The organism is Methylobacterium litchii, assembly GCF_038442315.1.
GTDB lineage: Bacteria > Pseudomonadota > Alphaproteobacteria > Rhizobiales > Beijerinckiaceae > Methylobacterium > Methylobacterium litchii.
This window is the reverse complement of record NZ_JBBXMY010000006.1, coordinates 256,726-281,929: the sequence shown is the minus strand read 5'-3', so window position 1 is coordinate 281,929 and position 25,204 is coordinate 256,726. Positions and strand designations below refer to the sequence as shown.

General features: G+C 68.7%; 26 protein-coding genes. 10 read left to right on the top strand and 16 right to left on the bottom strand.

The window, feature by feature from the left end:
* Window positions 1-6 precede the first annotated feature (6 nt).
* From AAHF99_RS14050 to eno, 7 genes are all read right to left on the bottom strand, one after another.
* The gene (locus tag AAHF99_RS14050; protein WP_342164988.1) at window positions 7-1,431 is read right to left on the bottom strand and encodes a pyruvate dehydrogenase complex dihydrolipoamide acetyltransferase; all 1,425 of its coding nucleotides are present in this window, start codon (window positions 1,429-1,431) and stop codon (window positions 7-9) included.
* 2 nt (window positions 1,432-1,433) lie between these two features.
* Window positions 1,434-2,018 (bottom strand): Uma2 family endonuclease, encoded by a 585-nt coding sequence (locus AAHF99_RS14045; protein ID WP_342164987.1) that lies wholly within the window; start codon window positions 2,016-2,018, stop codon window positions 1,434-1,436.
* 11 nt (window positions 2,019-2,029) lie between these two features.
* Complete coding sequence (locus AAHF99_RS14040; protein ID WP_342164985.1) at window positions 2,030-2,305, bottom strand: DUF5076 domain-containing protein; 276 nt, start codon at window positions 2,303-2,305, stop codon at window positions 2,030-2,032.
* Between the two features lie 66 nt (window positions 2,306-2,371).
* Window positions 2,372-3,811 (bottom strand): pyruvate dehydrogenase complex E1 component subunit beta, encoded by a 1,440-nt coding sequence (locus tag AAHF99_RS14035; protein ID WP_342164983.1) that lies wholly within the window; start codon window positions 3,809-3,811, stop codon window positions 2,372-2,374.
* 56 nt (window positions 3,812-3,867) lie between these two features.
* The gene (pdhA, locus tag AAHF99_RS14030; RefSeq protein ID WP_412759885.1) at window positions 3,868-4,932 is read right to left on the bottom strand and encodes a pyruvate dehydrogenase (acetyl-transferring) E1 component subunit alpha; all 1,065 of its coding nucleotides are present in this window, start codon (window positions 4,930-4,932) and stop codon (window positions 3,868-3,870) included.
* A gap of 168 nt (window positions 4,933-5,100) precedes the next feature.
* A complete protein-coding gene (locus AAHF99_RS14025; RefSeq protein WP_243955999.1) occupies window positions 5,101-5,412 on the bottom strand; it encodes an FtsB family cell division protein in 312 nt (103 codons plus the stop codon).
* A 110-nt stretch (window positions 5,413-5,522) separates the two neighbouring features.
* A complete protein-coding gene (eno, locus tag AAHF99_RS14020) occupies window positions 5,523-6,812 on the bottom strand; it encodes a phosphopyruvate hydratase (protein ID WP_342164982.1) in 1,290 nt (429 codons plus the stop codon).
* A 178-nt stretch (window positions 6,813-6,990) separates the two neighbouring features.
* Here eno and queF point away from each other — a divergent pair, with 178 nt between their 5' ends.
* Window positions 6,991-7,443: a preQ(1) synthase gene (gene queF, locus AAHF99_RS14015; protein WP_243955995.1), complete on the top strand. Its 453-nt coding sequence runs from the start codon at window positions 6,991-6,993 to the stop codon at window positions 7,441-7,443.
* 63 nt (window positions 7,444-7,506) lie between these two features.
* Here queF and AAHF99_RS14010 read toward each other — a convergent pair whose 3' ends face one another.
* Window positions 7,507-7,818 carry a hypothetical protein gene (locus tag AAHF99_RS14010; RefSeq protein WP_342164981.1) on the bottom strand — a complete coding sequence of 104 codons (312 nt, stop codon included), beginning with the start codon at window positions 7,816-7,818 and terminating at the stop codon, window positions 7,507-7,509.
* 362 nt (window positions 7,819-8,180) lie between these two features.
* Here AAHF99_RS14010 and AAHF99_RS14005 point away from each other — a divergent pair, with 362 nt between their 5' ends.
* A complete protein-coding gene (locus AAHF99_RS14005) occupies window positions 8,181-8,852 on the top strand; it encodes a class I SAM-dependent methyltransferase (RefSeq protein WP_342164979.1) in 672 nt (223 codons plus the stop codon).
* Window position 8,853: 1 nt separating this feature from the next.
* On the opposite strand, the gene kdsA is transcribed toward AAHF99_RS14005, so the two are convergent.
* Together kdsA and AAHF99_RS13995 are read right to left on the bottom strand one after the other, a co-directional pair.
* The gene (gene kdsA, locus AAHF99_RS14000; RefSeq protein ID WP_342164978.1) at window positions 8,854-9,699 is read right to left on the bottom strand and encodes a 3-deoxy-8-phosphooctulonate synthase; all 846 of its coding nucleotides are present in this window, start codon (window positions 9,697-9,699) and stop codon (window positions 8,854-8,856) included.
* Window positions 9,700-9,708: 9 nt separating this feature from the next.
* Window positions 9,709-10,179: a hypothetical protein gene (locus AAHF99_RS13995; RefSeq protein WP_342164977.1), complete on the bottom strand. Its 471-nt coding sequence runs from the start codon at window positions 10,177-10,179 to the stop codon at window positions 9,709-9,711.
* Window positions 10,180-10,253: 74 nt separating this feature from the next.
* Here AAHF99_RS13995 and AAHF99_RS13990 point away from each other — a divergent pair, with 74 nt between their 5' ends.
* Window positions 10,254-11,252: an alpha/beta fold hydrolase gene (locus tag AAHF99_RS13990; protein ID WP_342164976.1), complete on the top strand. Its 999-nt coding sequence runs from the start codon at window positions 10,254-10,256 to the stop codon at window positions 11,250-11,252.
* On the opposite strand, the gene AAHF99_RS13985 is transcribed toward AAHF99_RS13990, so the two are convergent.
* Window positions 11,249-12,427, bottom strand: coding sequence for an amidinotransferase (locus AAHF99_RS13985; RefSeq protein WP_342164975.1), 1,179 nt, complete (start codon window positions 12,425-12,427; stop codon window positions 11,249-11,251). The two genes, AAHF99_RS13990 and AAHF99_RS13985, sit on opposite strands and share 4 nt — an antisense overlap.
* A 213-nt stretch (window positions 12,428-12,640) precedes the next feature.
* Here AAHF99_RS13985 and AAHF99_RS13980 point away from each other — a divergent pair, with 213 nt between their 5' ends.
* The 5 genes from AAHF99_RS13980 (at window position 12,641) to hpnK (ending at window position 18,055) form a co-directional block, all read left to right on the top strand.
* Entirely contained in the window at window positions 12,641-13,774 is a 1,134-nt protein-coding gene (locus AAHF99_RS13980; RefSeq protein WP_342164974.1) for a flippase-like domain-containing protein, read from the top strand.
* The gene (locus AAHF99_RS13975; RefSeq protein ID WP_342164973.1) at window positions 13,765-14,400 is read left to right on the top strand and encodes an MlaC/ttg2D family ABC transporter substrate-binding protein; all 636 of its coding nucleotides are present in this window, start codon (window positions 13,765-13,767) and stop codon (window positions 14,398-14,400) included. Before AAHF99_RS13980 ends, AAHF99_RS13975 begins: the two co-directional genes overlap by 10 nt.
* A gap of 51 nt (window positions 14,401-14,451) precedes the next feature.
* A complete protein-coding gene (gene hpnI / locus AAHF99_RS13970) occupies window positions 14,452-15,657 on the top strand; it encodes a bacteriohopanetetrol glucosamine biosynthesis glycosyltransferase HpnI (protein ID WP_342164972.1) in 1,206 nt (401 codons plus the stop codon).
* A 46-nt stretch (window positions 15,658-15,703) separates the two neighbouring features.
* Window positions 15,704-17,137: a hopanoid biosynthesis associated radical SAM protein HpnJ gene (gene hpnJ / locus AAHF99_RS13965; protein WP_243955977.1), complete on the top strand. Its 1,434-nt coding sequence runs from the start codon at window positions 15,704-15,706 to the stop codon at window positions 17,135-17,137.
* 75 nt (window positions 17,138-17,212) lie between these two features.
* Complete coding sequence (gene hpnK / locus AAHF99_RS13960) at window positions 17,213-18,055, top strand: hopanoid biosynthesis-associated protein HpnK (protein WP_342164971.1); 843 nt, start codon at window positions 17,213-17,215, stop codon at window positions 18,053-18,055.
* Here the strand turns inward: hpnK and AAHF99_RS13955 are convergent.
* Genes AAHF99_RS13955 through AAHF99_RS13945 form a run of 3 tightly spaced genes read right to left on the bottom strand, consistent with a single transcriptional unit; the run spans window position 18,045 to window position 21,421 of the window.
* Window positions 18,045-18,446 carry a type II toxin-antitoxin system VapC family toxin gene (locus tag AAHF99_RS13955; protein WP_342164969.1) on the bottom strand — a complete coding sequence of 134 codons (402 nt, stop codon included), beginning with the start codon at window positions 18,444-18,446 and terminating at the stop codon, window positions 18,045-18,047. The two genes, hpnK and AAHF99_RS13955, sit on opposite strands and share 11 nt — an antisense overlap.
* Window positions 18,443-18,712: a type II toxin-antitoxin system Phd/YefM family antitoxin gene (locus tag AAHF99_RS13950; protein ID WP_342164968.1), complete on the bottom strand. Its 270-nt coding sequence runs from the start codon at window positions 18,710-18,712 to the stop codon at window positions 18,443-18,445. The genes AAHF99_RS13955 and AAHF99_RS13950 overlap by 4 nt, the downstream gene beginning before the upstream one ends.
* 45 nt (window positions 18,713-18,757) lie before the next feature.
* Window positions 18,758-21,421: an MMPL family transporter gene (locus tag AAHF99_RS13945; RefSeq protein ID WP_342164967.1), complete on the bottom strand. Its 2,664-nt coding sequence runs from the start codon at window positions 21,419-21,421 to the stop codon at window positions 18,758-18,760.
* A gap of 553 nt (window positions 21,422-21,974) precedes the next feature.
* Between AAHF99_RS13945 and hpnH the strand changes: the two genes are divergently transcribed.
* Window positions 21,975-23,138, top strand: coding sequence for an adenosyl-hopene transferase HpnH (gene hpnH / locus AAHF99_RS13940; protein WP_342164966.1), 1,164 nt, complete (start codon window positions 21,975-21,977; stop codon window positions 23,136-23,138).
* Between the two features lie 58 nt (window positions 23,139-23,196).
* Here hpnH and AAHF99_RS13935 read toward each other — a convergent pair whose 3' ends face one another.
* On the bottom strand, window positions 23,197-23,397 hold the full coding sequence (locus AAHF99_RS13935) for a hypothetical protein (protein ID WP_342164965.1): 201 nt from the start codon (window positions 23,395-23,397) through the stop codon (window positions 23,197-23,199).
* Window positions 23,394-24,440 carry a hydantoinase/oxoprolinase family protein gene (locus AAHF99_RS13930; protein ID WP_342164964.1) on the bottom strand — a complete coding sequence of 349 codons (1,047 nt, stop codon included), beginning with the start codon at window positions 24,438-24,440 and terminating at the stop codon, window positions 23,394-23,396. The genes AAHF99_RS13935 and AAHF99_RS13930 overlap by 4 nt, the downstream gene beginning before the upstream one ends.
* A gap of 6 nt (window positions 24,441-24,446) precedes the next feature.
* Here AAHF99_RS13930 and AAHF99_RS13925 point away from each other — a divergent pair, with 6 nt between their 5' ends.
* Window positions 24,447-25,172 (top strand): HisA/HisF-related TIM barrel protein, encoded by a 726-nt coding sequence (locus AAHF99_RS13925; protein ID WP_342164963.1) that lies wholly within the window; start codon window positions 24,447-24,449, stop codon window positions 25,170-25,172.
* Window positions 25,173-25,204: the final 32 nt, after the last annotated feature.

Sequence of the window (25,204 nt, the reverse complement as noted above, 5' to 3'; positions counted from 1 at the left end):
CTCTCCTCAGACGAGCATTCCCATCGGGTTCTCGATCAGCCCCTTGAAGGCCGAGACCAACTCCGCGCCGAGCGCCCCGTCGAGGACGCGATGGTCGCAGGAGAGGGTGCAGGTCATCACCTGCACGACGGCCGGCGCCCCGTCCTTCACGACGACGCGCTTCTCGCCCGCGCCCACCGCCAAGATGCTCGATTGCGGCGGGTTGATCACCGCCGTGAAGTGCTTGATGCCGAACATGCCGAGGTTCGACACCGAGGTGACGCCCCCCTGGTACTCCTCGGGCTTCAGCTTCTTGGCGCGCGCGCGGGCCGCGAAATCCTTCATCTCCTTCGAGATGGTGGAGAGCGTCTTCTCGTCGGCGCGGCGGATCACCGGGGTGAACAGGCCGCCGTCGATGGCCACCGCGACGCCGACCTCGGCGTGCTTGAAGCGCAGGATCCGGTCCTCGGCCCAGACCGCGTTGGCGGCCGGGACGCGGGTGAGGGCGAGGCCCATCGCCTTGATGACGAAGTCGTTCACCGAGAGCTTGAAGGCAGGCTTGCCGTCCTTGTCCTTGCCGGCGGAGCCGTTCAGCGTCTCGCGCAACTTCATCAGCGCATCGAGCTCGCAATCGACGGTCAGGTAGAAGTGCGGCGCCACCTGCATCGCCTCGGTGAGGCGCTTGGCGATGGTCTTGCGCATGCCGTCGAGGGGGACCTCCTCGTAGGCGTCCTTGGCGTAGAAGCCCTTGACCTGATCGGTCGTGAGCCCGGCGGGCGCACCGCCCGCGGGAGCGGCCTTCGGCGCGGGGGCAGCCGCCTTCGGGGCCTCGGCAGCGGCGGCCTGGGGCGCAGGTGCCTTCAATCCGCCGCCGGCCTTCGCCGCCTGGACGTCGCGGGCGATCACGCGGCCATGGGGACCGGTCCCCTGGATGGCGCCGAGGTCGATGCCGTCCATCTTGGCGAGGCGCCGGGCGAGGGGCGAGGAGAACACGCGGCCCCCCTCCCCGCCGGAGGCCGGCGGCGCGGCGGGCTGACCGGCTGCGGGGTTGACCGCCTTGGCGGCGTCGGGCGCCTCGTTCGAGCGCGCATAGGACATCTGGGCGTTGTCGGTCGTCTTGGCGTCGGCCTTCGGCGCCTCGGCGGGGGACGCCTTCGGGGCCTCGGCCTTGGCGCCGCCGCCGGGGGCCTGGACGCTGCCCGGATCCTCGCCCTCGCCCGCGATGAGGGCAATGAGGTCGTTCACCGGCACGTCGGCCGTGCCCTCGGGCACGATGATCTTGGCGAGGACGCCCTCATCGACGGCCTCGACCTCCATGGTCGCCTTGTCGGTCTCGATCTCGGCCAGCACGTCGCCGGACTTGATCGAGTCGCCTTCCTTTTTCAGCCACTTGGCGAGGTTGCCCTTCTCCATCGTCGGGGACAGGGCGGGCATCAGGACGTTGATCGGCATGGTCAGGTCTCGGGCGTGGCCGGATCGGCGAAGGGGAAGAGATCGTCGAAGGGGAATGACACGGCGTCGAAGGGCGCCAGCGAGACGGGCTCGCCGCCGACCACCGTTCCGAGCAGGAGCCATCGGCCGCCGGTCAACGCGAACCCTTCGAGGGTGCGCTGGTCGGGGTCGAGCAGCCAGAGATGGCCGATGCCGGCCTCGGCATAGATCCGGCGCTTCGGCCCACGGTCGAGCCGGAACGTCGAAGGCGACAGGATCTCGCAGGCCCAGTCCGGCGGGGTCGTAATGAACGCGTCCTCCGGCTCGGTCGGCATCCGCTCCCGGCGCCACCCGGCGAGGTCCGGGACCACGACATGCGGACCGAGATGCAGTTCCGGCTCGGCCATGAACACCCAGCCGCCCGGCCCGCCACGGCCACGGCCGAAGGGCATCTGCAACTCGGCGCCGAGGCTCACGGACAGCGAGGCGTGCATCGGCCTCGGGCGCGGATGCGTCTCCAGCGTTCCGTCCACGATCTCGGCGACGAGGTGCGGCGGCACCGCTGCGAGGTCGGCGTAGGTGGCGAGGCGCGGAGCCGCCTGGGCCATGCGGGCCCCCGTCAGTTGAACTCGCCCGGAGCGAGGCATTCCGCCTCGATCGCGGCGCGGATCCGCTCGAACGCCTCGTCCTCCGACATGTCGGTATCGACCGCGTAGGCGTGCGCCGCCTGCCGGGCGAGATCGACCAGCAGCCGGCCCCAGGTCGCCGGATCGTCGAAGGAGCGGCGCAGGGCGACACTCACCGCGCCGTCCACCACCGCCGCGCGCAACACCTCGACGCCGCCCTGTTCGAGGGCGTCGGGCGGTGCGGCGAGTTCGGCGAAGTTCGCGCTCATCGGACGGGACCGGGTTGCGTTGTCCCGCCGGCGGGGCGGGAGGACGGGGTGACGGCGAGCCGAGCCCTACGACTTGTAGCAGACGGCCTTGGCCGCCTCGATCACCTCGGCCACGTTCGGCAGGGCGAGCTTCTCGAGGTTGGCGGCGTAGGGCATCGGCACGTCCTTGCCGGTCACCCGCAGGACGGGGGCGTCGAGGTAGTCGAAGGCATCGACCATCAGCCGCGCCGAGATCTCGGCGCCGACGCCGGATTGCGGGAAGCCTTCCTCGACGGTGACGCAGCGGCCGGTCTTCTTCACCGATTCGAGCACCGTGTCCGTGTCCATCGGGCGGATGGTGCGCAGGTCGATGACCTCGGCCTCGATGCCCTGCTCGGCCAGTGCCTGCGCGGCCTTCAGGGCGTAGGTCATGCCGATGGAGAACGAGACGATGGTCACGTCCGACCCCTGGCGGTGCACCCGCGCCTTGCCGATCGGCAGCTGGAAGTCGTCCAGCTTCGGCACCGGGAAGGATTGCCCGTAGAGGATCTCGTTCTCAAGGAAGATCACCGGGTTCGGGTCGCGGATCGCGGCCTTGAGCAGGCCCTTGGCATCGGCGGCGGTATAGGGCGCGATGACCTTCAGGCCCGGCACGTTGGAGTACCACGCGGCATAATCGTGGCTGTGCTGGGCGGCGACGCGGGCCGCCGCGCCGTTGGGGCCGCGGAACACGATGGGGCAGCCGAGCTGGCCGCCGGACATGTAGAGGGTCTTGGCCGCCGAGTTGATGATCTGGTCGATCGCCTGCATGGCGAAGTTGAAGGTCATGAACTCCACGATGGGCTTCAGCCCCGCCAGAGCCGCGCCGACGCCGATGCCGGCGAAGCCGTGCTCGGTGATCGGGGTGTCGACCACGCGCTTGGCGCCGAACTCCTGCAGGAGGCCCTGGGTGATCTTGTAGGCGCCCTGGTACTCGGCGACCTCCTCGCCCATCACGAAGACGTCGCCGTCGCGGCGCATCTCCTCGGCCATGGCGTCCCGCAGGGCCTCGCGGACGGTCATCGTGACCATCTCGGTGCCGGTGGGGAATTCCTCCATCACCGGATCGTTCGCCTTGGCGGTGATCTTGGCCGGAGCGGCGGGAGCGCGGGGGGCGTCGTCCTCGGTCTTGGCGATCGTGGCCGGCTTGTCGCCGCCCTGCTCGACGGAGGTGTCGTGACCGTTGGCCTTCGGCGCCTCGGCCGGCGGCTTTCCGCCCGACGAGGCGGCCGCCTCGACGTCTTCACCCTCGTCCGCGATGATCGCGATGGGGGTGTTGACGGCGACACCCTCGGTGCCCTCGTCCACGAGGATCTTGGCGAGGACGCCTTCGTCCACCGCCTCGACCTCCATGGTCGCCTTGTCGGTCTCGATCTCGGCCAGCACGTCGCCGGACTTGATCGGATCGCCGACCTTCTTGAGCCATTTCGAGAGCTTGCCCTCCTCCATGGTCGGAGACAGGGCGGGCATGAGGATATCGGTCGCCATGGTGAGTTCTTCGCGTCGCTCTCGTACGGGGGCGGCCTAGGGGTTCGGCGGCGCGGTCAGGCGCCGACTTCGAGCAGGATGTCGGTCCACAGCTCGGAGGGATCCGGCTCGGGATCGTTGGTGGCGAACTCGGCTGCCGCGTTCACCGTCTCGCGGACCTTGGCGTCCGTCGCCTTGATGTCCGCCTCCGGCACGCCGTGCAGTTCGAGCAGGCGCTTGCGCACCATCTCGATCGGGTCGTGCTCGTCCCGCATCTTCGAGACCTCGTCCTTCGTCCGGTACTTGGCCGGATCGGACATGGAGTGGCCGCGATAGCGGTAGGTCTGCATCTCGAGGATGAAGGGCCCCTTGCCGGAGCGGGCATGCTCGATGGCGCGGCTGGCGGCTTCGTGCACCGTGCGGACGTCCATGCCGTCCACCGACTCGCCGGGGATGCCGAAGGACAGGCCGCGCTTCGAGAAATCGGTCTGCGCCGAGGCGCGGGCGACCGAGGTGCCCATCGCGTAGCGGTTGTTCTCGATCACGTAGACGACCGGCAGCTTCCAGAGCGCCGCCATGTTGAAGCTCTCGTAGACCTGGCCCTGGTTGGCGGCGCCGTCACCCATGTAGGTGAGGCTCACCTTGCCGTTGCCCCGGTAATGGTCCGCGAAGCCGAGGCCGGTGCCGAGCGAAACCTGCGCGCCGACGATGCCGTGGCCGCCGAAGAACTGCTTCTCGCGGCTGAACATGTGCATCGAGCCGCCCTTGCCGCGGCTGTAGCCGCCGCGACGGCCGGTGAGCTCGGCCATCACGCCCTTCGGCTCCATGCCGGTGGCCAGCATGTGGCCGTGGTCGCGGTAGCCGGTGATGACCTGATCGCCGTCCTCGGACGCCATCTGCATCCCGACCACCACGGCCTCCTGGCCGATGTAGAGGTGGCAGAACCCGCCGATGAGACCCATGCCGTAGAGCTGGCCCGCCTTCTCCTCGAAGCGGCGGATCAGCAACATCTCGTGGTAGGCGTGGAGGTCTTGCTCGCGGGTGAATTGCGGCATGTTCGGAGCCGGCTTGTGGGCCTCGGCCGCCGATGCCGACGACGGGCCGGCAGCGGGCTCGGTCTCGGCCGTCTTGCCAGCATCCATGTCGCTTCTCCCGCACTCTCGCTGTCGTGAGGCGGGTGTAGGCTAGGAACAGACCGAAAGCGAGGCCCGCCCCTCTGACAGGCAAGCGCCGATGTCAGAGGGGCGGCGCAGCAAATCCACAGGGCTGTAGCGGATTGCCGGCTACAGCCGCACGTGCGGCAAGAACTCTCAAGGATCGATGATGACCACGTCGTTGGCGTGGACGCGGCCCAGCACGATCCGGGCCCGTTCCTCCAGCAGGTCGCGGTCGATCTGGTCGCTCTTGAGCAGGGCGACGCGATGCTCCCACACGGCGCGCTCGGCCTTCACCGTGGCCAGTTCCTGGTTGAGGCCGAAGGCCCGGATCTTCAGCGCCCGCTTGGCTTCGAGGCCGCGATTGCCGCTCTCCGCCTGGACGATGAAGTAGCCGCATACCAGGGCCGACAGGGTCCAGAGACCCAGCGGCAGCACGATCATTCTGACGCGGCGGCGGACAACCATGTGGGAACACTGGCGCGGGAAGGTTAACGGCTGGTTGCCGTCCGCCCCCAAACGAAAAGGCCCCCGGCGCCGCGTGGACGTCGGGGGCCTCTGTTCGGCCGAGGGAGCGATCAGCCCTGCGCGATCTGCTTGATCGCGCCGCGCCCGGCATAGAGCGCCTGCGGGCCGAGGCCCTCCTCGATGCGGATGAGCTGGTTGTACTTGGCCAGTCTGTCCGAGCGGGCCAGAGAGCCGGTCTTGATCTGCCCGCAATTCGTCGCGACCGCGAGGTCGGCGATGGTCGAATCCTCGGTCTCGCCCGAACGGTGGGACATCACCGCCGTGTAGCCGGCGCGCTGGGCCATATCGACGGCGGCCAGGGTCTCGGTGAGCGAGCCGATCTGGTTCACCTTGATGAGGATCGAGTTGCCGGTGCTGTTGGCGATGCCGCGCGACAGGCGCTCGACATTGGTCACGAACAGGTCGTCACCCACCAGCTGGCAGCGGGCGCCGACCTTGTCCGTGAGCAGCTTCCAGCCCTCCCAATCGTCCTCGGACATGCCGTCCTCGATGGAGACGATCGGGTACTTGCCGACGAGCTCGGCGAGGTAATCGACCTGGGCGGCGATGTCCCGGGTCTTGCCCTCGCCCTCGTAGAGGTAGGCGCCGTTCTTGAAGAACTCGGTGGCCGCGCAATCGAGCGCCAGGGCGATCTCGGACCCCGGCTTGAAGCCGGCGGCCTGAATCGCCTCCATCACGAAGTCCAGCGCGGCTTCGGCGGAGGGGAGGTTCGGGGCGAAGCCGCCCTCGTCGCCGACATTGGTGTTGTGCCCGGCCTTCTTGAGGGCGCCCTTCAGCGTGTGGAACACCTCGGAGCCCATCCGCACCGCCTCGGCGATGGAATCGGCGCCGACCGGCATGATCATGAATTCCTGGAAGTCGATCGGGTTGTCCGCATGGGCGCCGCCGTTGATGATGTTCATCATCGGCACCGGCAGGACGCGGCCCTGGACGCCGCCGACATAGCGGTAGAGCGGCAGGCCGGAGGCCTCCGCCGCCGCCTTGGCGACCGCGAGCGACACGCCGAGAATGGCGTTGGCGCCGAGCCGGCTCTTGTTGGCGGTGCCGTCGAGCTCGATCATCGCCTCATCGACGGCGACCTGATCCTCCGCATCCATGCCGCCGATGGCGTCGAGGATTTCGGTCTGCGCGGCCTCGACCGCCTTCAGGACGCCCTTGCCGAGGAAGCGGGACTTGTCGCCGTCGCGCAGTTCGACCGCCTCGTGGGCGCCGGTCGAGGCACCGGAGGGAACCGCCGCGCGGCCGAAGGAGCCGTCCTCCAGCAGCACATCGACTTCGACGGTCGGATTGCCGCGGCTGTCGAGGATTTCACGGGCGCTGATATTGGTGATCGCGGTCATGGTTGTCTCCCCGAGGGCCGCGGGCCGTTCGTCGCGTCGGCCCAACGGCCACGCGTCGCGGGCGGCTTATCCGCCATGCTCGGCCCCCCGGCAACCCGGCGCGGCCTCGCTTCCCGGCGAAATCTTTGCGAATGCCGCTCAAGGCTTTCCAAAGCCGGTCCCCACGCTATAGGGAGCCATGACCAGCACATCCGACCTTCAGCTGGGGCAGGCGACCCCCCTTCCCCAGACTCCCGAGGAAGCCCGGCTCGACCGGGTGCCGAATCCCCATGCGGACACGGATTACGTCGCCCGCTTCACCGCGCCGGAATTCACCTCGATCTGCCCGGTGACGGGCCAGCCCGACTTCGCGATCCTCGTGATCGACTACGTGCCGGGCGAATGGCTCGTCGAATCGAAGTCGCTGAAGCTCTATCTGGGCTCGTTCCGCAATCACGGCGCCTTCCACGAGGATTGCACCGTCACCATCGGGAAGCGCCTCGTGGAACTGCTCGCGCCGCGCTACCTGCGGATCGGCGGCTATTGGTACCCGCGCGGTGGCATCCCCATTGACGTGTTCTGGCAGACCGGCACGCCGCCTGCCACGATCTGGCTCCCGGAGACCGGCGTCGCGCCCTATCGCGGGCGCTGACGTCACGCACGAAAAAGGGCGGCCGGCTCGCGCCGACCGCCCCTTCGATTCAACCGCTAGGACTTAGTAGCCGTAGCCGTAGGCCGGCGCACCGTAGCCATAGCCGTAAGCCGGGGCGCCATAGCCGTAGCCATAGGCCGGACGGCCGTAACCGTAGGCGTCACGGGCCGCACCAGCGGCGATCGCACCGGCCGCGAGGCCGGCAATGCCCAGGCCGACAGCTGCGCCGGTCCCGATACCGCGACGGCCACCGTAATAGCCATGATGCCCGTAACCGCCATGGAAGCCGTAGGGGCGCGCCTCGGCGCCGGTCGTGGCGGCAATGCTGCCGACAGTCAGAGCGGCGGCGGCGGTGATGAGAGCAAACTTGCGCATGATATCCTTTCTCGATCACTGATCGATGATGTCCCAATAACGTAGGGGCAGCGTGGGGGTTCCAAAGGATTCGCGACGCGTTTCTTAACGCCGCAAAATCATGAACGCCTGTTCATCACGCGATCACGCTCGAATTCGATGCGTGATGCCTGTCCCGTGTTCACCGGAAGCTGGGCCGTTGAGGGCGGGGACTTGCCGGCATTGGATCGGCGTTGGCGGATGCTCGAACGCCATTCAGAGGACGGATCCCTGCACACGGCGATTTGATCGAAGTCCGATTCTGCCCAAGCGGGATGCACGAACGCGCGAACCGGCGCATAGGTGAGACGCGCCGGGCATCGGCGTGCCGGAGTTCGGGTTCGATGGACGCCCTCACGCTCATCCGCGAGACCTTCGCGCCCCTTGCCGACCGGGCGATCCTCGACATCGGCTGCGGGACGGGCACCCTCGCCCGCGCCCTGAGCGAGGACGGCGCGGCCGTGACCGGCATCGATCCCGGTGCGGAGGCCCTCGCCAAGGCGCGCACCCTCGTCCCCTCTGCGCGGTTTGAGGCGGCATCCGCCGATTCACTGCCCTTCGCAGATGGGCAGTTCGACGGGGCGGTAATGCTGAATTCCCTGCATCACGTCCCCGATCCGGCCAAGGCGCTGGCCGAAGCGGCGCGGGTGCTGCGGCCGGGGGGACGGCTGGTGGTGATCGAACCGCTTGCCTCGGGCACGTTCTTCGATGCGCTGAAGCCCATCGAGGACGAGACTGCGATCCGCGCGGCGGCGCAGGCGGCCATCGCGCACGCCGTTGCAGAGGGCGCCTTCGCCTGCGAGCGCGATCTCACCGTCGAGCGGCGGGAATCCTTCGCGGACAGCGAGGCGTTCTTCACCCGCGTGACCGCCGTGGACCCCGACCGTGCCAGGGCGATCCGCGAACGGCGCGACATGATCGAGGTGGCCTTTTCAGGCGCTGCCGTCAGGGGCCAGGAAGGACGCTTCGCCCTGGTCCAGCCCCTGCGGATCCACGTGCTTCTGCCGAGGGGCTAGCTCAGAGGCCCTTCGCAAGCCGGTCGAAGGCGATCAGCTGTTCGAGCAAAGCCGGCATGTCCTTCAGGGCGACCATGTTGGGCCCGTCCGAGGGGGCGCGGTCGGGGTCGGGGTGGGTCTCGATGAAGACGCCCGCCACGCCGACCGCCACCGCCGCGCGGGCGAGCACGGCCACGAACTCCCGCTGCCCGCCGGAGCTGCCGCCCTGGCCGCCCGGCTGCTGCACGGAATGGGTCGCGTCGAACACCACGGGCGCGCCGCCCGTGACCTCGGCCATGATCGGCAGGCTGCGCATGTCCGACACGAGGGTGTTGTAGCCGAAGGAGGCGCCACGCTCGGTGACGATGACGTTCGGGTTGCCGGCCTGGGTGATCTTGGCGGCGACGTGCTTCATGTCCCAGGGGGCGAGGAACTGGCCCTTCTTCACGTTCACCACCCGCCCCGTGGCAGCGGCGGCGAGGAGAAGGTCGGTCTGGCGGCAGAGGAAGGCCGGGATCTGCAGGATGTCGACCGCCTCGGCCACGGGGGCGCATTGGGCGGCATCGTGCACGTCGGTGAGGACCGGGAGCCCCAGGGTCTCGCGGATCTCGGCGAAGACCGGCAGGGCGCCGTCCAGCCCCATGCCACGCGCAGCGCCGCCGGAGGTGCGGTTCGCCTTGTCGAAGGACGCCTTGAACACGAGGCCGATCCCGAGCCGCGCCGCCAGCTCCTTGAGGGCGGCCGCGATCTCCAGGCCATGCTGGCGGCCTTCGAGCTGGCAGGGCCCCGCTATCAGCGACAGGGGCAGGTGGTTGGCGAAGGCGGCGTCGCGGGCGCGGACGACGGGGCCGGTCAGAGCGTTCGACATGGCGCGGGTCTAGCCGGCATGGCGCCGACGGGGAAGAGCGGCGGGGGCGATCCGGCAGACGGTGAGGTCCCCGGCGAGCGCATCCTGGCGGGGACCGGTCTCGCACAGCAACAGCGCCCGGCCGGTGGCGCCCCGGCGGGGGGCGTCGGCGAGCAGGCTGTCCTGATGGAGGTTGAGCGCCAGCACCTCGGCGCGCTCCGCATCGGTGCCGGTCAGCGCCCGCGCGGCGAGGCCGACAAGGGCGAAATACGCCTTGTCCGGCTCGCGATCGAGGGAGGCGAGGGTGATCCGCGCCGGGCTCCGGCAATCGAGGCTCATCCGCTCGGCATCCTGCGCCCGGAACACCGCGTATTCGCCGGTACGGCCGGCGAGCGAGGCGCCGGTCACGCGGATGACCTTCGCCGTCAGGACATCGCAGGCATCGGCCGCAGCAGCCGGCGTGGCGGCGAGGAGGCCGGCGATCATGAGAAAACGGAGCATCGGGTTTGTCCGGAGGGGGCTTTCCTCCCGCTCTTATAGGGCGATGTGATGGGCCGGTCCCATCCGGAGTGCTCATGCCCCGTCTCGCCCTCGCCCCGGCCCTTCTCGCGCTGAGCCTCACCGCCCTGCCCTGTCGGGCGGAGACGGCCTACGGGCCGGAGCTCGAAGGGTTCGACTACCCCTTCCCGGTCGAGCGCTTCGCCTTCACCTCGCAGCGCCAGCCCCTGCAGATGGCCTATCTCGACGTGAAGCCGGACAAGCCGAACGGGCGCACGGTGGTGCTGCTGCACGGCAAGAACTTCTGCGCCGCGACCTGGGAGGGGCAGATCCGGGCCCTCACCGGAGCCGGCTACCGGGTGGTCGCGCCGGACCAGATCGGCTTCTGCAAGTCGAGCAAGCCGGGCGCCTACCAGTTCACCTTCCGGCAACTCGCCGAGAACACTCACGCCCTGCTCGACAAGCTCGGCGTCGAGAAGCCCATCGTGGTCGGACATTCGACCGGCGGGATGCTCGCCGCCCATTACGCCCTGTTCTACCCGAAGGAGGTCGCGCGGCTCGTCATGGTCAATCCGGTCGGCCTGGAGGATTGGAGCGCCAAGGGTCTGCCCCCCGTCTCCATCGCCCGCTGGTACGAGCGCGAACTGAAGACGAGCGCGGAGTCGATCCGCAAGTATGAGACCGCGACTTACTACTCAGGCCATTGGGAGGAGCGCTACGAGCCCTGGGTGCAGATGCTGGCCGGGCTCTATGTGGGCCCCGGCAAGGAGGCCGTCGCCTGGGATTCGGCGCTGCTCTACGACATGATCGTCACGCAGCCGGTGGTCTATCGCTTCCCGCAGATCGCGGTGCCGACGCTGCTGATGATCGGCCAGAAGGACACCACCGCCATCGGCAAGGACCTCGCCCCGCCGGAGGTGCGGCCGACGCTCGGGCATTACCCCGAACTCGGCCGCGCGGCCGCCAAAGCCATCCCCGGCGCCCGCCTCGTGGAGTTTCCCGAGTCCGGCCACGCGCCTCAGATGACCGAGCCGGAGGCCTTCAACCGGGCGCTGATCCAGGGGATCGGCGACTAGAAGTACGATTGCAGCGTGCCCCGGCGGCGCACGTCGAGCGTGGCGCAGTGGAACGAGCCGCCGAACGGGCCGTAGCTCAGGAACGGCGCGGGGATCGGGTCGAAGCCCCAATCCTTCAGCGCCTTGATGAGCGTCGGCTGGCTCTGGTCCACGACGATCTTCTTCTCGGTGATCGCCAGCACGTTGATCGAGGTCCAGGGCGAGCACATCGAGATCTTGCTCATGAAACCCTCGACCGGGTCGGGGCGCGGGGCGACGAGCACGTCCCACTTCTTGAGCACGGCCGGCAGGCGCTCGATGTCCACGTAATCCGGGTTCACCAGCACCTTGCCCGGCGCCAGCGGCATGAACGACGAGTCGATGTGCATCGGCTGCGGGCAGCGGCTCTCGATCTCGTGGATGCGGAAGCCGGAGCCGAGGTGGCGGCGCAGCCACTCGATGCCCATGAGATTCGTGACGTTGGAGCGGGTCACGAACAGGTCGCGGCCGCAGCGCACGAAGTCGGCGGCGTCGAAGACCGGCTCGAACTCGTTCACCGTGAACTGCATGGGCTCGCCGGCCTTCAGGTTCGGCACCCGGTAATCGTAGTTGTAGAGGTCGTCCGTCAGCTGCGGGCGCGGGGCCGAGGTCCAGCGGGCGCCGTTACGGAAGTATTCCTTGAACAGCGAGCGATAGGCGTCACCCTCGAAGTAACGGGAGCGCCAGCACATCGGGCTCTCGATGATCTCGTCGCCGATGACCAGATACGGGTCGCGCGGGCAGGCCACGCAGAACCCGCGCGAGGACCAGCGCGGCGCCTTGAACTTGCGGGAGAAATCCACCGTGTCGGGCCGGCGCACCTTCACGCCTTCGCCCGCGAGGATGGTGATGAAGTTGTCGAGCTCGGCCTGGGCGAGCTTCTTCATGAACTTGGGATACTTCCAGCCCGAAGCCAGCCGGTAGAAGGGCTGGGCCGCCCGCGGCAGGTTGAAGATGACCGTGAGATGGTGGGTCGGGATCGTCGCCCCGTCGAGGGAGCCGACGATGACCTCCTCCAGCGGATCCCACTCGTTCCACGCCATCACGGGCGAGTGCGGCGCGGGCGTGGAAGGCTCCCGCGAGTGGGTCGCGAAACCCTCGACGCGCGCGGATTCGTCCACGGCCTCGGCGGCCGTGATGGGTGATTCGCGGTCCATGACGTGTGCCCCTTCTGCGACGTTTCGCGGTCTCATGTCCGGGACGTCAGGCCCGTTCGCCGCTTTGCCCCTCGGTGTAGCAAACGGGTGATAGACAGGGCTCATCCATGCTGCAACGTGGCGGAATAGCTTGTTGGGGCCGCTCGGACCTATTTCCGCCGCGACCGTGACCGATTTCCCGCATCAAGCCACTTGCGAGCTTGAAAGACGAAGATGAAGCGTCTCACGACACTGGCCTCGATTGCCGGTCTCTGCACGGTCGTGGGCCTGTTCGCGTCCTCGGGACTTGAGGACGTGTCGGCCGCCGTTGCGAGCGCCGGATGGGGCGCCCTCCTCGTCGTGCTCGCGAGGATCGTCGCCGTCGCCTGGGCGGGCCTCGGCTGGTACGTCGTCTTCCCGAAGGCGCCGACCCCCCTCCTGCGCGACTGCATCTCCCTGCGTTTCGTGCGCGAGGGCATCAACACGCTGTTGCCGGTGGCGACGGTGGGCGGCGACTTCGTCGGCGCGCGCCTTCTCGCCAAGCGCGGCGTCAGCGGTGCCCTGGCCGGCGCGAGCATGTTCGTCGACCTGATGACCCAGGCGGTGACGCAGCTCGTCTTCACCGTGCTCGGCCTCGGGCTGCTGATCTGGCTCGTCGGGGACGGCCCGGTCGCCCGCACCGTGTCGGGCGGTGTCGCCCTGGCCGTGCCGGCGCTGGCCGCCTTCTACCTGATCCAGCGCCGGGCCGGTCACCGGGTGATCCAGGCCCTCGTCAACCGCTTCGCCTCCGGGCGCGAGTGGCGGGCGCTCGGCGCCGTGGACCAGCTCTATGACGGCCTGCGCCGGCTCTACGGCGCGCCGGGCCGGGTCTTCGCGGCCATCGTCGTGCATTTCGGTGGCTGGATCATCGGAACGCTCGAAGTCTACCTGTGCCTGCACTTCATGGGTTACCCCGTGGACTTCATGCAGGCGCTCGTCATCGAAAGCCTCGCGCAGGCGGTACGCGGCGCGGCCTTCGCCGTGCCCGGCGCCCTCGGCGCGCAGGAGGGCGGCCTGATCGCCCTGTGCGGGCTGTTCAACATCCCCGCCGAGGCGGCGCTCGCCCTCTCCCTGGTGAAGCGTTTCGCCGACCTCGGCGTCGGCCTGCCGAGCCTGCTCCTCTGGCACCGCACCGAGGCCGCGATCCGCGCCAAGGGCGAGGAAGAGACGGAAGAGGCCGAAGCCGAATCCGACCCGGACGGGGCGATCCGTTTCTCCCGCCGGCCCAAGCCGACGACTCATGCGGCGACCCTCGGTCCGTTCTACAGCTATGCCCCGCCGCGCATGGGCGCCCGGCTGGACGAGAAGGACCTGAAGAAGTGCGCTTGATCCGCCGCTTCGCCGTCGCCGCGATCCTGGCCCTGCCCCTCGCCGCCCCCGCTCAGGCGGGCGACGAGGCGGCGATCCAGAACGTGCGCGACCTCTATGCCGCCTTCTCGGGCGCGGTGAAGGACGGCGCGGGCCCCCTGCCCGCCCGCGTCGAGGCCGTGACCCCGGTGATCGACAAGGTCTTCGACTTTCCCGCCATGGCGCGCATCGCCGTGGGCTCGAAATGGTCGGGCTTCACCCCCGAGCAGCAGCAGGCGCTGACCAAGGCGCTCAAGCGCAGCCTCACCGTGACCTACGCGAACCGCCTCAGCCAGGCGGCGGGCGGCCAATTTGAGGTGATGCCGAAGATCGAGATGCGCGGCGCGCAGCGCGTCGTTCCGACCAAGGTCACCACGGTCGGCGGCGACGATTCCGAGGTCGACTTCGTCGTCAATGCGGACGATAGGGTGCAGGACGTCCTCCTGAACGGCGACGTGAGCGAGTTGGCGGCGCAGCGCACCCTGCTGTCGAAGCCGCTGGCGAGCGGCGGTGCGGACGGGGCCGTCAAGTTCCTCAACGAGCGGGCCGACGGCATGCTCGCCGCGAAACCCGCTTCCAAACCCGCCCCCGCCAAGGCCGCTCAGTAGTCGCCGCCCGCAACGCCGCAGCCGGCGGCCGGACATTCACGGACCCGACGGATGGATCTGACTTCCCTGGCGTCGCAGGCGCTGCTCTGGCTGTCGCCGCTCTGCCTGCTCCTCGCCGGGGCGGGATGCCTCTACGGACTTGCGGCGTCGTTCTTCGTTGGCCGCTACGGCGCCCGCCGGATTCCTGCCCTCCCCGGTGACGCCCGGCCGGCGGTGACGGTGCTGAAGCCCCTCTGCGGGCTGGAGCCGAACCTCTACCAGAACCTCGAGACGGTGCTGCGCCAGGATTATGCCGGCGCGGTGCAGGTCGTCTTCGGCGTACAGAACGCGGGCGACCCCGCCATCGGCGTGGTCCGGGCGTTGCGCGAGGCTTACCCCGACAAGCGGATCGACCTCGTGATCGATGCGCGGCAGCACGGGTCCAACCGCAAGGTCTCGAACCTCATCAACATGTCCGAGGCAATCGCCCATCCGGTGATCGTTCTGGCCGACAGCGACATGGTGGTCGCGCCGGATTACTTGGAGCGCATCGTCGCTGAACTGTCCCAGCCGGGCGTGAGCGGCGTGACCTGCCTCTACCACGGCGTGCCGGCCTTCCCCGGCTCGATGGGGCAGCTCTCGGCGCTGGCCATCGACGTGCAGTTCCTGCCGAACGTCGTGATGGGGCTGAGCCTAGGCCTCGCCAAGCCGTGCTTCGGCTCCACCGTCGCCTTCACCCGCGAGAGCCTGGACGCGGTCGGCGGCTTCCGCCGCTTCCGCAACGACCTCGCGGACGATTACGCCATCGGCGCCGCCCTGCGCGGCCTCGGCGGCCGGGTGACAATCCCGACCTTCACCATCGGCCATACCTGCGTCGATACCGAGCTTCACGGCATGTGGAAGCACGAGCTGCGCTGGAACCGCACGATCCGCACCGTGGATCCGGCGGGCTATGCCGGCTCCGTCGTGACCCACGCTTTCCCGCTGGCGCTGATCGGCGCCGTCCTGCCGGGCGCAGGCACCCTGTCGCTGGTGGTGGCGGCGAGCGCGCTCGCCAGCCGCATCCTGCTGTGCCGGCAGGTCGAGCGGGCCTTCCGCCTGCCCCCGCACGCCTACTGGCTGTTGCCGATTCGCGACATCCTCTCCTTCATGAACTTCTCCTGTGCCTTCCTCTCGGGGTCGGTGACATGGAAAGGTCACGATTATCACGTGGTTGCGGACGGTACGCTGATCCCCGACGCAGACCTCGGCCGCGATGCCGGGGCTCCGACCGCCTGATCCGCCCGAACCCGACCCCATGCCCAGCATTGAGGCCTTGAACCCCATGCGCACGCTTTTCCTCCAGGCCCCCACCTTCGACGGGTTCGATGGCGGCGCGGGCTCCCGCTACCAAGCCAAGCGCGAGATCAAATCGTTCTGGTACCCGACCTGGCTCGCCCAGCCGGCCGCCCTCGTGCCGAACTCGAAGCTGATCGACGCCCCGCCGCACAACATCAAGCTGTCCGAGATCGTGGCCCAGGCCAACGATTTCGACCTCGTGGTGCTCCACACCTCGGTCCCGTCCTTCAAGTCCGACGTGAAGACGATCGAGGCGCTGAAGGCCGCCAACCCGAAGCTGATCGCCGGCCTGATCGGCGCGAAGGTGGCCGTGGACGCTGCCGGCGCCATGGCCCAGGCCCCGGTGGTCGACTTCTGCGCCCGCAACGAGTTCGACTTCACGGTCAAGGAAGTCGCCGACGGCGTGCCGATGGCGCAGATCAAGGGTCTGTCCTATCGCGATGCCAACGGCACCGTGGTCCATAACGAGGACCGCGAGATCATGACCGATATGGATCAGCTCCCCTTCGTCACCAGCGTGTACAAGCGCGATCTGGAGATGGAGAAGTACTTCATCGGGTACCTGAAGCACCCCTACATCTCGTTCTACTCGGGCCGTGGCTGCAAAAGCCGCTGCACGTTCTGCCTGTGGCCGCAGACGGTCGGCGGGCACACCTACCGCACCCGCTCGGTCGCGCACGTGATCGAGGAGATCAAGTACTGCCTGAAGGAGTTCCCCCAGACCAAGGAGTTCTTCTTCGACGACGACACCTTCACCGACAACCTGCCGCGCGCCGAGGAGATCGCCCGCGAGCTCGGCAAGCTCGGCGTCACGTGGTCGTGCAACGCCAAGGCGAACGTGCCGCGTGAGACTCTGAAGGTCCTCAAGGAGAACGGCCTGCGCCTCCTCCTCGTCGGCTACGAGTCCGGCAACCAGCAGATCCTTCACAACATCAAGAAGGGCATGCGCGTCGAGGTGGCCGAGAAGTTCACCCAGGATTGCCACGACCTCGGCATCGCCATCCACGGCACCTTCATCCTCGGCCTGCCGGGCGAGACGAAGGAGACGATCCAGGAGACGATCGCCTTCGCCAAGCGGATCAACCCGCACACGATCCAGGTCTCCCTGGCGGCGCCCTACCCGGGCACCTTCCTGTACAAGCAGGCGGTGGAGAACGGCTGGCTCGACATCGAGAACGCCGAGCTGGTCGATGAGAACGGCGTGCAGGTCGCCCCGCTGCACTACCCGCACCTGTCGCACACCGAGATCTTCACCTCGGTGGAGGAGTTCTACAAGAAGTTCTACTTCCGGGCTCCGAAGATCGCCTCCATCGTCAGCGAGATGGTGCGCTCGCCCGACATGATGAAGCGCCGCCTGCGCGAGGGCGTGGAGTTCTACCGCTTCCTCAAGGAGCGTCAGGGCACCGCGAAGGCCGCGTAAGGATCGGGGGTCCGGGGCCTCAGGCCCCGGACCCGCGAGAGGGCTCGCCCTCTCGACACCCTTTACGAGGTCATTGTGAAGCGTCTCGTCGTTACGGCTGATGATTTTGGGCTGAGCCTCGAGGTCAACGAGGCCGTCGAACAGGCGCATCGCGAGGGGATCCTCACGGCCGCCAGCCTCATGGTGTCCGCCCCTGCCGCCGCCGATGCGGTGGCGCGGGCCAAGCGTCTGCCCTCACTCCGTGTGGGATTGCATCTCGTTCTGGTCGAGGCGTGGCCGACCCTGCCGCCCGCTTCGCTTCCCGATCTTGCCGGGCCGGATGGCCTGCTGCGCGCCGACATGGCGAAGCTCGGGCTCGATTTCGCCCGCCGTCCCGCCGCGCGGCGTCAGCTCGCCGCCGAGATCGAGGCCCAGTTTGAGGCCTACCGGGCGACCGGCCTGCCCCTCGATCACGTCAACGCCCACAAGCATTTCCACGTCCACCCGCTGATCGCGGGCGCGGTGCTGCGCATCGGCCGGCGCTATGGGATGCGCGCGATCCGCGTGCCTCGTGAGCCGCGCGAGATCCTGCGCCGCGCCGAGCCGGAGGCACGCCCCCGCGCCGCCCTCGACAGCGCCCCCTGGGCCGCCCTGCTCGCCGTGCGCGCCCGTCAGGCCGGGCTGCTGATCCCCGACCGGACCCTCGGGCTCGCATGGTCCGGTGCCATGACGCCGCCGCGCGTGGCCGGGCTTCTCGCCCATCTGCCGGATGGCCTGACGGAACTCTACACGCACCCGGCGACCGGCGGCGGCTTCCCCTGTGAGGCGCCGGGCTACCTCTACGCGCAGGAGCGCGATGCGCTCATCGCCCCGGCGAGCCTCGCCGCGGCCCATGCGTCGGGCGCCGTCCGAGGCGGGTTCTCGGACTTCATTCGATGATCGGTGTGAGCCGCGCCGCGAACGGATGATCCGCGAGAGCGTGATCCAGCGTTACGAGCCGCCGATCCTCTACGATGCACTGCGCCAGCAAGAGCCGGTTGAATGGGTCTCGTGTGGCGGGGAGCGGTGAAATTTCCGCGAGTGCATGCGATGCCGTGATCGGCAGCATCGTGAAACCCATCGCCGTAATGGCCTGAGGAAGGAGACCGAGGTGCATGCCCGGCTCCAGTTTGCCGAGGCGGGTCTTGATCGCGATCTCCCAGAGGCTGGCCGCGCTCACGCAGGCATCGATATCCGGCCGAGCCATCGCTGCAGCGACCGAGGGGGCCGTCGCTTCGAGCGTCTCCTTCAGGAGGCCCAGCAGGGTATGGGTGTCGAGGAGCAGCCTCACGGCCCAGGAGAGGGCCGCAGCAGGAAATCTTCAGGAAGCGGATCGTCGAAATCGTCCGCGATGTATCCGAAAGGCTTGTCGACTCCCCGCGCGCGAAGAAACGCGGCGCCCGCCGCCAGATCGATCCGGCGCGCCGGCTGAGGGTGCGGGACGAGGTCGGCCACGGGCTCGCCGTCGCGCGTGAGGACGATATGCTCGCCCTTTTCCGCGCGCGCGACGAGGTCCGCGAGGTCGAGATCCGCCTTATCGAGCGCCACCGATTCCATGGCACTCAAGGTAAGCGCCGCCAAAGAAGGCGTCCAGCGTGCCGGCTACTTCGCCGGCACCGGCTCCGCGCGGCGCTTCCCGAGGATCGGGCTCTTGCCGGCCGCGTCGCCTTCGGGGCGGTTGCGGTCGGGCTGGGCCGGGGGCTCCCCCAGCGTCGCCGGGACCACGAAGAACGCGGCCAGCAGCGTGAAGAACAGCGACAGGGCCAGCAACTCGCCCATGCTCGCCGTACCCGGATGGCTCGACAGCACCAGCGAGCCGAAGGCGCTGCCCGTGGTCATCGCCGAGAAGAAGATCGCCCGCGTCAGGCTGGAGGCCAGCATGTCGGTCACGCCCGCCCGCCACGCGATCACGTAGTAGATGTGGAAGGCCACACCCACCGCGAGCATCAATGGCAGGGCGATGATGTTGGCGAAGTTCAGCGGCATGCCGATGATGCGCATCGCCATCAGCGTCCACAGGGTCGCGATCACTAGCGGGCCCAGGGTCATCGCCACGTCCCACGGCTTGCGCAGGGCGACCGAGAGGATGACGAAGATCAGCACCAGCGCGGTGACGGCGGCCTGCACGAAGGCGCCGAGGATCGTGTAGCTCGACCGGGTGGTCGAGACCGGCGCACCCGTGGCGTGCGGGGCGACCTTGAGCACTTCGTCAGCGAAGTTGCGCAAGACCTTGTCGTTGTTCGAATCCCCCTTCGGGTGAACCTCCACGCGAGCGCGGCCGTCGGCAGCGACCCAGTCGGCCTTCAACTGCGGCGGCATGTTCCCCAGGGTGATCTTCTCCGGATGGAGCAGATCGCGCAGGCGCGACAGCAGCGGCCCGAGATCCTTGGTCAGCGCCACGGAGGCCGCTTCGCGCTTCTGGACAGGGCCGTCCGCGAGGGTGTCGAAGGTACCAGCGAGGTGCTTGGCCGTGCCGGCGCCGGGCGTGCCGGCCTTCGCCTCGTCCGCGACGCCCTTCAGGGCGGTCGCCGCGTCCTTCAGCGCCTTCACGTTGTCGGCGTCGGTGGGGGGTGGCGGCTTGCGGGCCGGGTTGAGGACGGGGTCGAGAAGCTGTGCCGTGTCAGCGACTTGCGCCAGCTTCTTATCCTGGTCCGGCGGGACGAAGGTGTTGATGCTCGTCACGAAGTCGGCGGCCGGCAGGGTCTCGAGCTTCTTCGAAACCTCGGGGATCGCCGCGACGCTTGGGGCCAGCACGTCGATGACGTTGGGGCTCGTCTCGGGATTCTTGATGAGGTCGAGATAGGTGGCGATCGACTCGACCTTCGGGCTGCGCAGGTGCATCGGGTTCGAGTCGAACGGCAGCGACCACAGCAGCGGCATGCCGGCGAGCGTCACCAAGCCGACCGCGATGAGGATCGGCTTGCGGTTGCGGATGATCCACGGATCGACGCCCACCAGCCACTTCGTCTCGACGGCGACCTTCTCGCCCTTCGGCCGGAACACGGCGATGAGGGCCGGCAGCAGGGTCAGGGAGAAGAGGTAGGCCACGATCATGCCGACGCCGGCGATGAGGCCGAGTTCGGACACGCCCCGGAAGGCGGTGGGCAGGAAGGCGAAGAAGCCGGCGAGCAGGGACACGGCCGCCAGCGTCAGCGACCAGCCGACGCCCCGTGCGGCGGCGCGGATCGCGGCCTGCAGGGTCGGTTGCTCGTAGCGGTCGGCGCGGTAGCGCACCGAGAACTGGATGCCGAAATCGATGCCGAGCCCCACGAACAGGGCGGCGAACGCCACGGAGATCGGGTTCAACTCGCCGACGAGCACCAGCCCCAGGGCCGCCGTCACGATCAGGCCGGCGAAGGTCGTGATGATGACGGCGATGACGAGCGGCCCCGAGCGCAGGGCGAGCCACAGGAACAGCACGATGGCGCCGACGATGATGCTGTTATTCAACAGCGCATCCTCGGAGAGCGTCGCGAATTCCTCGTCGGCCACGGCGACGGGGCCGGTGAGGCGCATCCGCAGGCCGTTGGCGGCGTCGATCTTGAGGTCGCGGGCGACCTCGCGGATCATCTTCGTCGCCTCGTAGCCGGGCTCCAGAGCGTTGAAGTCCAGCACCGGCTGGATCATCACGAATTTCAGCTTGTCGGTGACGCGGGTCTCGCCGTTGGCGAGCAGCGTCTGCCAGGACAGGCGCGCCGGCTCGCCCTTCAGGACCTTCTGAAGCGTGGCGTCGATCTGCGCCATCGGCTTGTCGAGGTCTTGCAGCGTCGCGTCGCCCGACTTCACCCCTCGGGCGCCGAGGGTGAGCACGCGCATGATGCCGCGCAGCGACGGGTCGGCGGCGAGCGGGCCGAGCAGGCCCTGTTGCTGGGTCAACTGGTCGAGGGTCTTGTCGAGCTCGGCCTGCGGCATGAGCAGGAGGCCGTTCTTGTCGAAGAACGGGCCGCCATCCGGCCGGTAGACGGTCTCGATGAGGTTCTTGCGCTCGGAGAGGGCGCGGGTGAGCGAGGCGGCGGCCTCCTCGGTCTCCTCCGGCGTCTGCCCGTCGATGACGGCGACGATCAGGTTCGAGCGCTGCGGGAAGGCCTTCTCAAAGGCGATCTCGTCCTGCCGCCAGGGCTCCTTCGGGTCGATGAGCCGTTCCACATCGGTGTTGATCCGGAACAGGTGGGCGGCGACACCGAGGCTCGCGACTGTCATCACCGCAATGAGGGCGATGACGGTCCAGCGGAAGCGGACGGAAGACGCGACGAGACCTTCGATCACGAGTATCCTGCCAGTTCGTCCGACGCGAAGGGGGAGATCCCGCTCGTTCCGGAAACGCTTGCCGGGCCGAACGGCTCTGAGAACCGCCGGACCCGTGGTCGTCGAGGGACTACGCGCGGGGCAAGCCTGCAACCGGTGCGGAGTTCCCCCCGCGCCCGGCGCCTTCTTGCGGCGCAGTCGCTTGGCTCAGTAAAGAGGCGGGCTCAGGATTGCAACGCGAGGGGGCCCCGCGTCACCTTCCGGCCACAGGCGTGCGTTGCCGCACCGTAACCGCGACGAGGTTTGCGCAAGCAAACGGAATGGCCGTAATGCGGTCGCATTGTGCGCGTGGAAGTCGTGCACCGTCCGGGGTCGAGGCCGCCGGGATGACGGCGACTGGCATCAGCCATGCGTCTGCCTGTGGCGCCGATGCGTCAGCCTCGGACTAATGAGTTTCTACAAGTCCTCTACACCGTAGTTTGAGAGTCGTTCCAAGCTACGTTGCTGGAAATCGAGATCTTTCCACGCTATGCACCCCGCCTGTCCGGGGCCGACGCAACTAAGGAGCCGCAACTTGGGTATCCCCCTCCGGTACGTCGCGAAGATCGGCGGCTACATCCTCAAGCAGCATTTGACGGGTCGCAAACGCTACCCGCTCGTGATGATGATGGAGCCCCTCTTCCGCTGCAATCTGGCCTGCGCGGGCTGCGGCAAGATCGACTATCCCGAGGAGATCCTCAACAAGCGCCTGCCGGTGGACGAGGCGCTTGAATCGGTGCGCGAGTGCGGCGCCCCGGTGGTGGTGATCGCGGGTGGCGAGCCGCTTCTCCACAAGGATCTGCCGCAGATCGTGGAAGGCATCATTGCGCAGAAGAAGTTCGCGATCGTGTGCACGAACGCGCTGCTCCTCGAGAAGAAGATCAAGGAGTACAAGCCGAGCCCGTACTTCACCTGGTCGATCCATCTCGATGGCGACAAGGAGATGCACGATCAGTCGGTGTGCCAGCGCGGCGTCTACGATAAGGCCGTGGCGGCGATCGCGAAGGCCAAGGAGATGGGCTTCCGCGTCACCATCAACTGCACCTTCTTCAACAACTCGAAGCCGGAGAAGATCGCCGACTTCTTCGACAGCGTGACCCGGATGGGCATCGACGGCATCACCGTCTCCCCCGGCTACGCCTACGAGCGCGCCCCCGATCAGCAGCACTTCCTGAACCGCAAGGCGACGAAGGACCTGTTCCGCGGCGTGTTCCGGCACGGCAAGGAGAAGGGCCGCGAGAAGTGGACCTTCCAGCAGTCGGGCCTGTTCCTCGACTTCCTGGCCGGCAACCAGACCTACCATTGCACCCCGTGGGGCAACCCAACCCGCACCGTGTTCGGCTGGCAGAAGCCCTGCTACCTGCTCGGCGAGGGCTACGCGGCGACCTTCAAGGAGCTGATGGAAGACACCGATTGGGATTCCTACGGCACCGGCAACTACGAGAAGTGCGCCGACTGCATGGTCCACTCGGGCTACGAGGCCTCCTCGGTGGTCGATTCGGTCCGCAAGCCGTGGAAGCCGGTGGTGCAGATGCTGCGCGGCATCAAGACCGAGGGCGACATGGCCCCGGACGTCAGCCTTGCGAACCAGCGCCCGGCCGAGTTCGTGTTCTCGCGCAACGTCGCGCAGAAGCTGTCCGAGATCAAAGCCTCGGGCGTGGACACCAAGCAGGAAGCCCGCAAGCGCACCGCCGCCTAAGGCGCTTTACTTAGCGAACGAGAAGGGCCGTCGCGGTGCATCCGCGACGGCCCTTTTTTCATGCCGCTTCCGGCGGCTCGTCGTCGCTTGGTGCAGCGGGCGAGTTGAGCAGATCCTCCAACTCGTCGATGAGCCGGTCGATCTGATCCTCGGTGGCGAGCACCTTCAGCACTTCGCCGGTCTCGGCCTCGACGGCCAGCTCGATATGCGGCCCGACGCGCACCGCCAGCATCCGCGCGAGTATCTTGATGGCGCTCATCGAGTCAGGTCCTCCGCGATAAGGCCGACCGCCACGGCCGGGCCACAGGTTGAAATCCAAGTGGACGCCGCCTCCCCCGCTCGCGCGGCGAGGAGGTCGGCGAGGCCCGTGCGCCAGCGCCCGAGCCGAACAGCGAGCCGGTCGCCGACGAAGGCTCCGGCGCCGCAGGTCACGAGGGGGGCGCCCGCCGGCATGTCGGGCCGCGAGAGCAGGGTCGCCGCCGCATCGTGCAGGAGGCGCAGCTGCGCCTCCGCGAAATGGCCCGCGAGGGCGACCCAGGACGAGGCATCGCCCTCCCCCCGGTCGCGGCCGACGATGCGGGCGAGGCGCGTCTCGCTCTCCGCCACCGATTTGCCCTTGCGGTCGCCCGTGCCCTGCTGATCGGCCTCCGCCGGCAGGTCGCCGAGGATGCGGTAGACATCCGCCGCGTGGGCGAAGGTTTCGGTCATCAGCTGGGTGCGGCGTCCCAGGAACGGGGCATGGTCCGTCAGGCCGATGAGGGGCGTGCGCACCACGCCGGTATAGACGAGTTCGCCGGTCTCCAGCCGTTCGGCGTCGCTGTAGCCGGTGGCCGCCGGGCGCCCTCCCAGGACCGGGATCAGGTCCGCGGTGGTGGAGCCGATATCCACGACGAGCGCATCGGGGGCGAGCCGGCCTACCAGGGCGGCGGTGGCGTACCAATTGGCCGAGGCGATCTCGAAGGACGCGGCGGCCGCCTCCTCTGGCGCGACGAAGCCCGCGCGGCCGGCGAAGATCCGCACCGGACCCGCGAGCCGTTCGGCGGCCCAGCCGGCGAGCGCCGCGACGCCCTCCGTCCGGTCGGCGAAGCAATCGGTGAGTTCCCCCGTCATGGTGACGGCGTGGTGCGCTTCCTGCCGCGTCCAGTCGGGCAGCGTCGCCAGTGTCGTGTCGAGCGCCTTCAGACCCTGCCATAGGGGACAGGGCGCCTGCACGGCGGCCTGCACGCGCCCGTCGCGAATCAACGAGGCCTTGACGTGGACCCCGCCGAGGTCCCACCCGACGATGGTGCTGGCAATCGACATGCGCGGATGACGAGCTTCGAGAGAGTGGGGGACGCGGCCGGGGCTCCCGGCTTCGCGGTGATTCCGGTGCTGGACCTGCGCGGGGGCCGCGTGGTTCGGGCGCGCCGGGGCGAGCGCGCCACCTATGCCCCGATCGAGACGCCCTTGGCAAAGGGATCCGACCCCGCCGCCGTGGCGTCCGGCCTGCTGCGGGCATGGCCGGCGCGGTGCCTCTACGTGGCCGATCTCGACGCCATCATCGACGGCGCCGCGCCGGACCTCGCGGCGTTGCGCGCCATCGCCGCCGCCTGCCCCGGAACAGGCCTGTGGGTCGATGCCGGATTCGCGCGGACCGATGGGGTGGAGGCGTTCCTGGCCGAGGGGCTGGGACGCCCGGTGATCGGCACCGAGAGCCAGGAGGATGCCGCCCTCGTGACGGCCCTCGGCGACCGGGCGGTGCTGTCCCTCGACACGCGCGGCGGCGAGCGGATGGGCCCCGACAGGCTGCACGAGGACGCCGCCCTCTGGCCCGCCGACGTCATCGCCATGACGCTGGCGAGCGTCGGCGCCGGGTCCGGTCCCGACCTCCCCGCCCTCCAAGCTATCCGCGCGAGGGCGCCGGGCCGCCGCGTCTACGCGGCGGGCGGGGTGCGGGGGCAGGAGGACCTGCGGGCGCTGGCGGCGGCGGGCATCGCGGGCGCCCTCGTCGCCTCGGCCCTCCATGACGGCACCCTGCGGCGGGAGCACGCCTGAACTTCCGGCCCGGCCAAGAGGCTGCTACACCG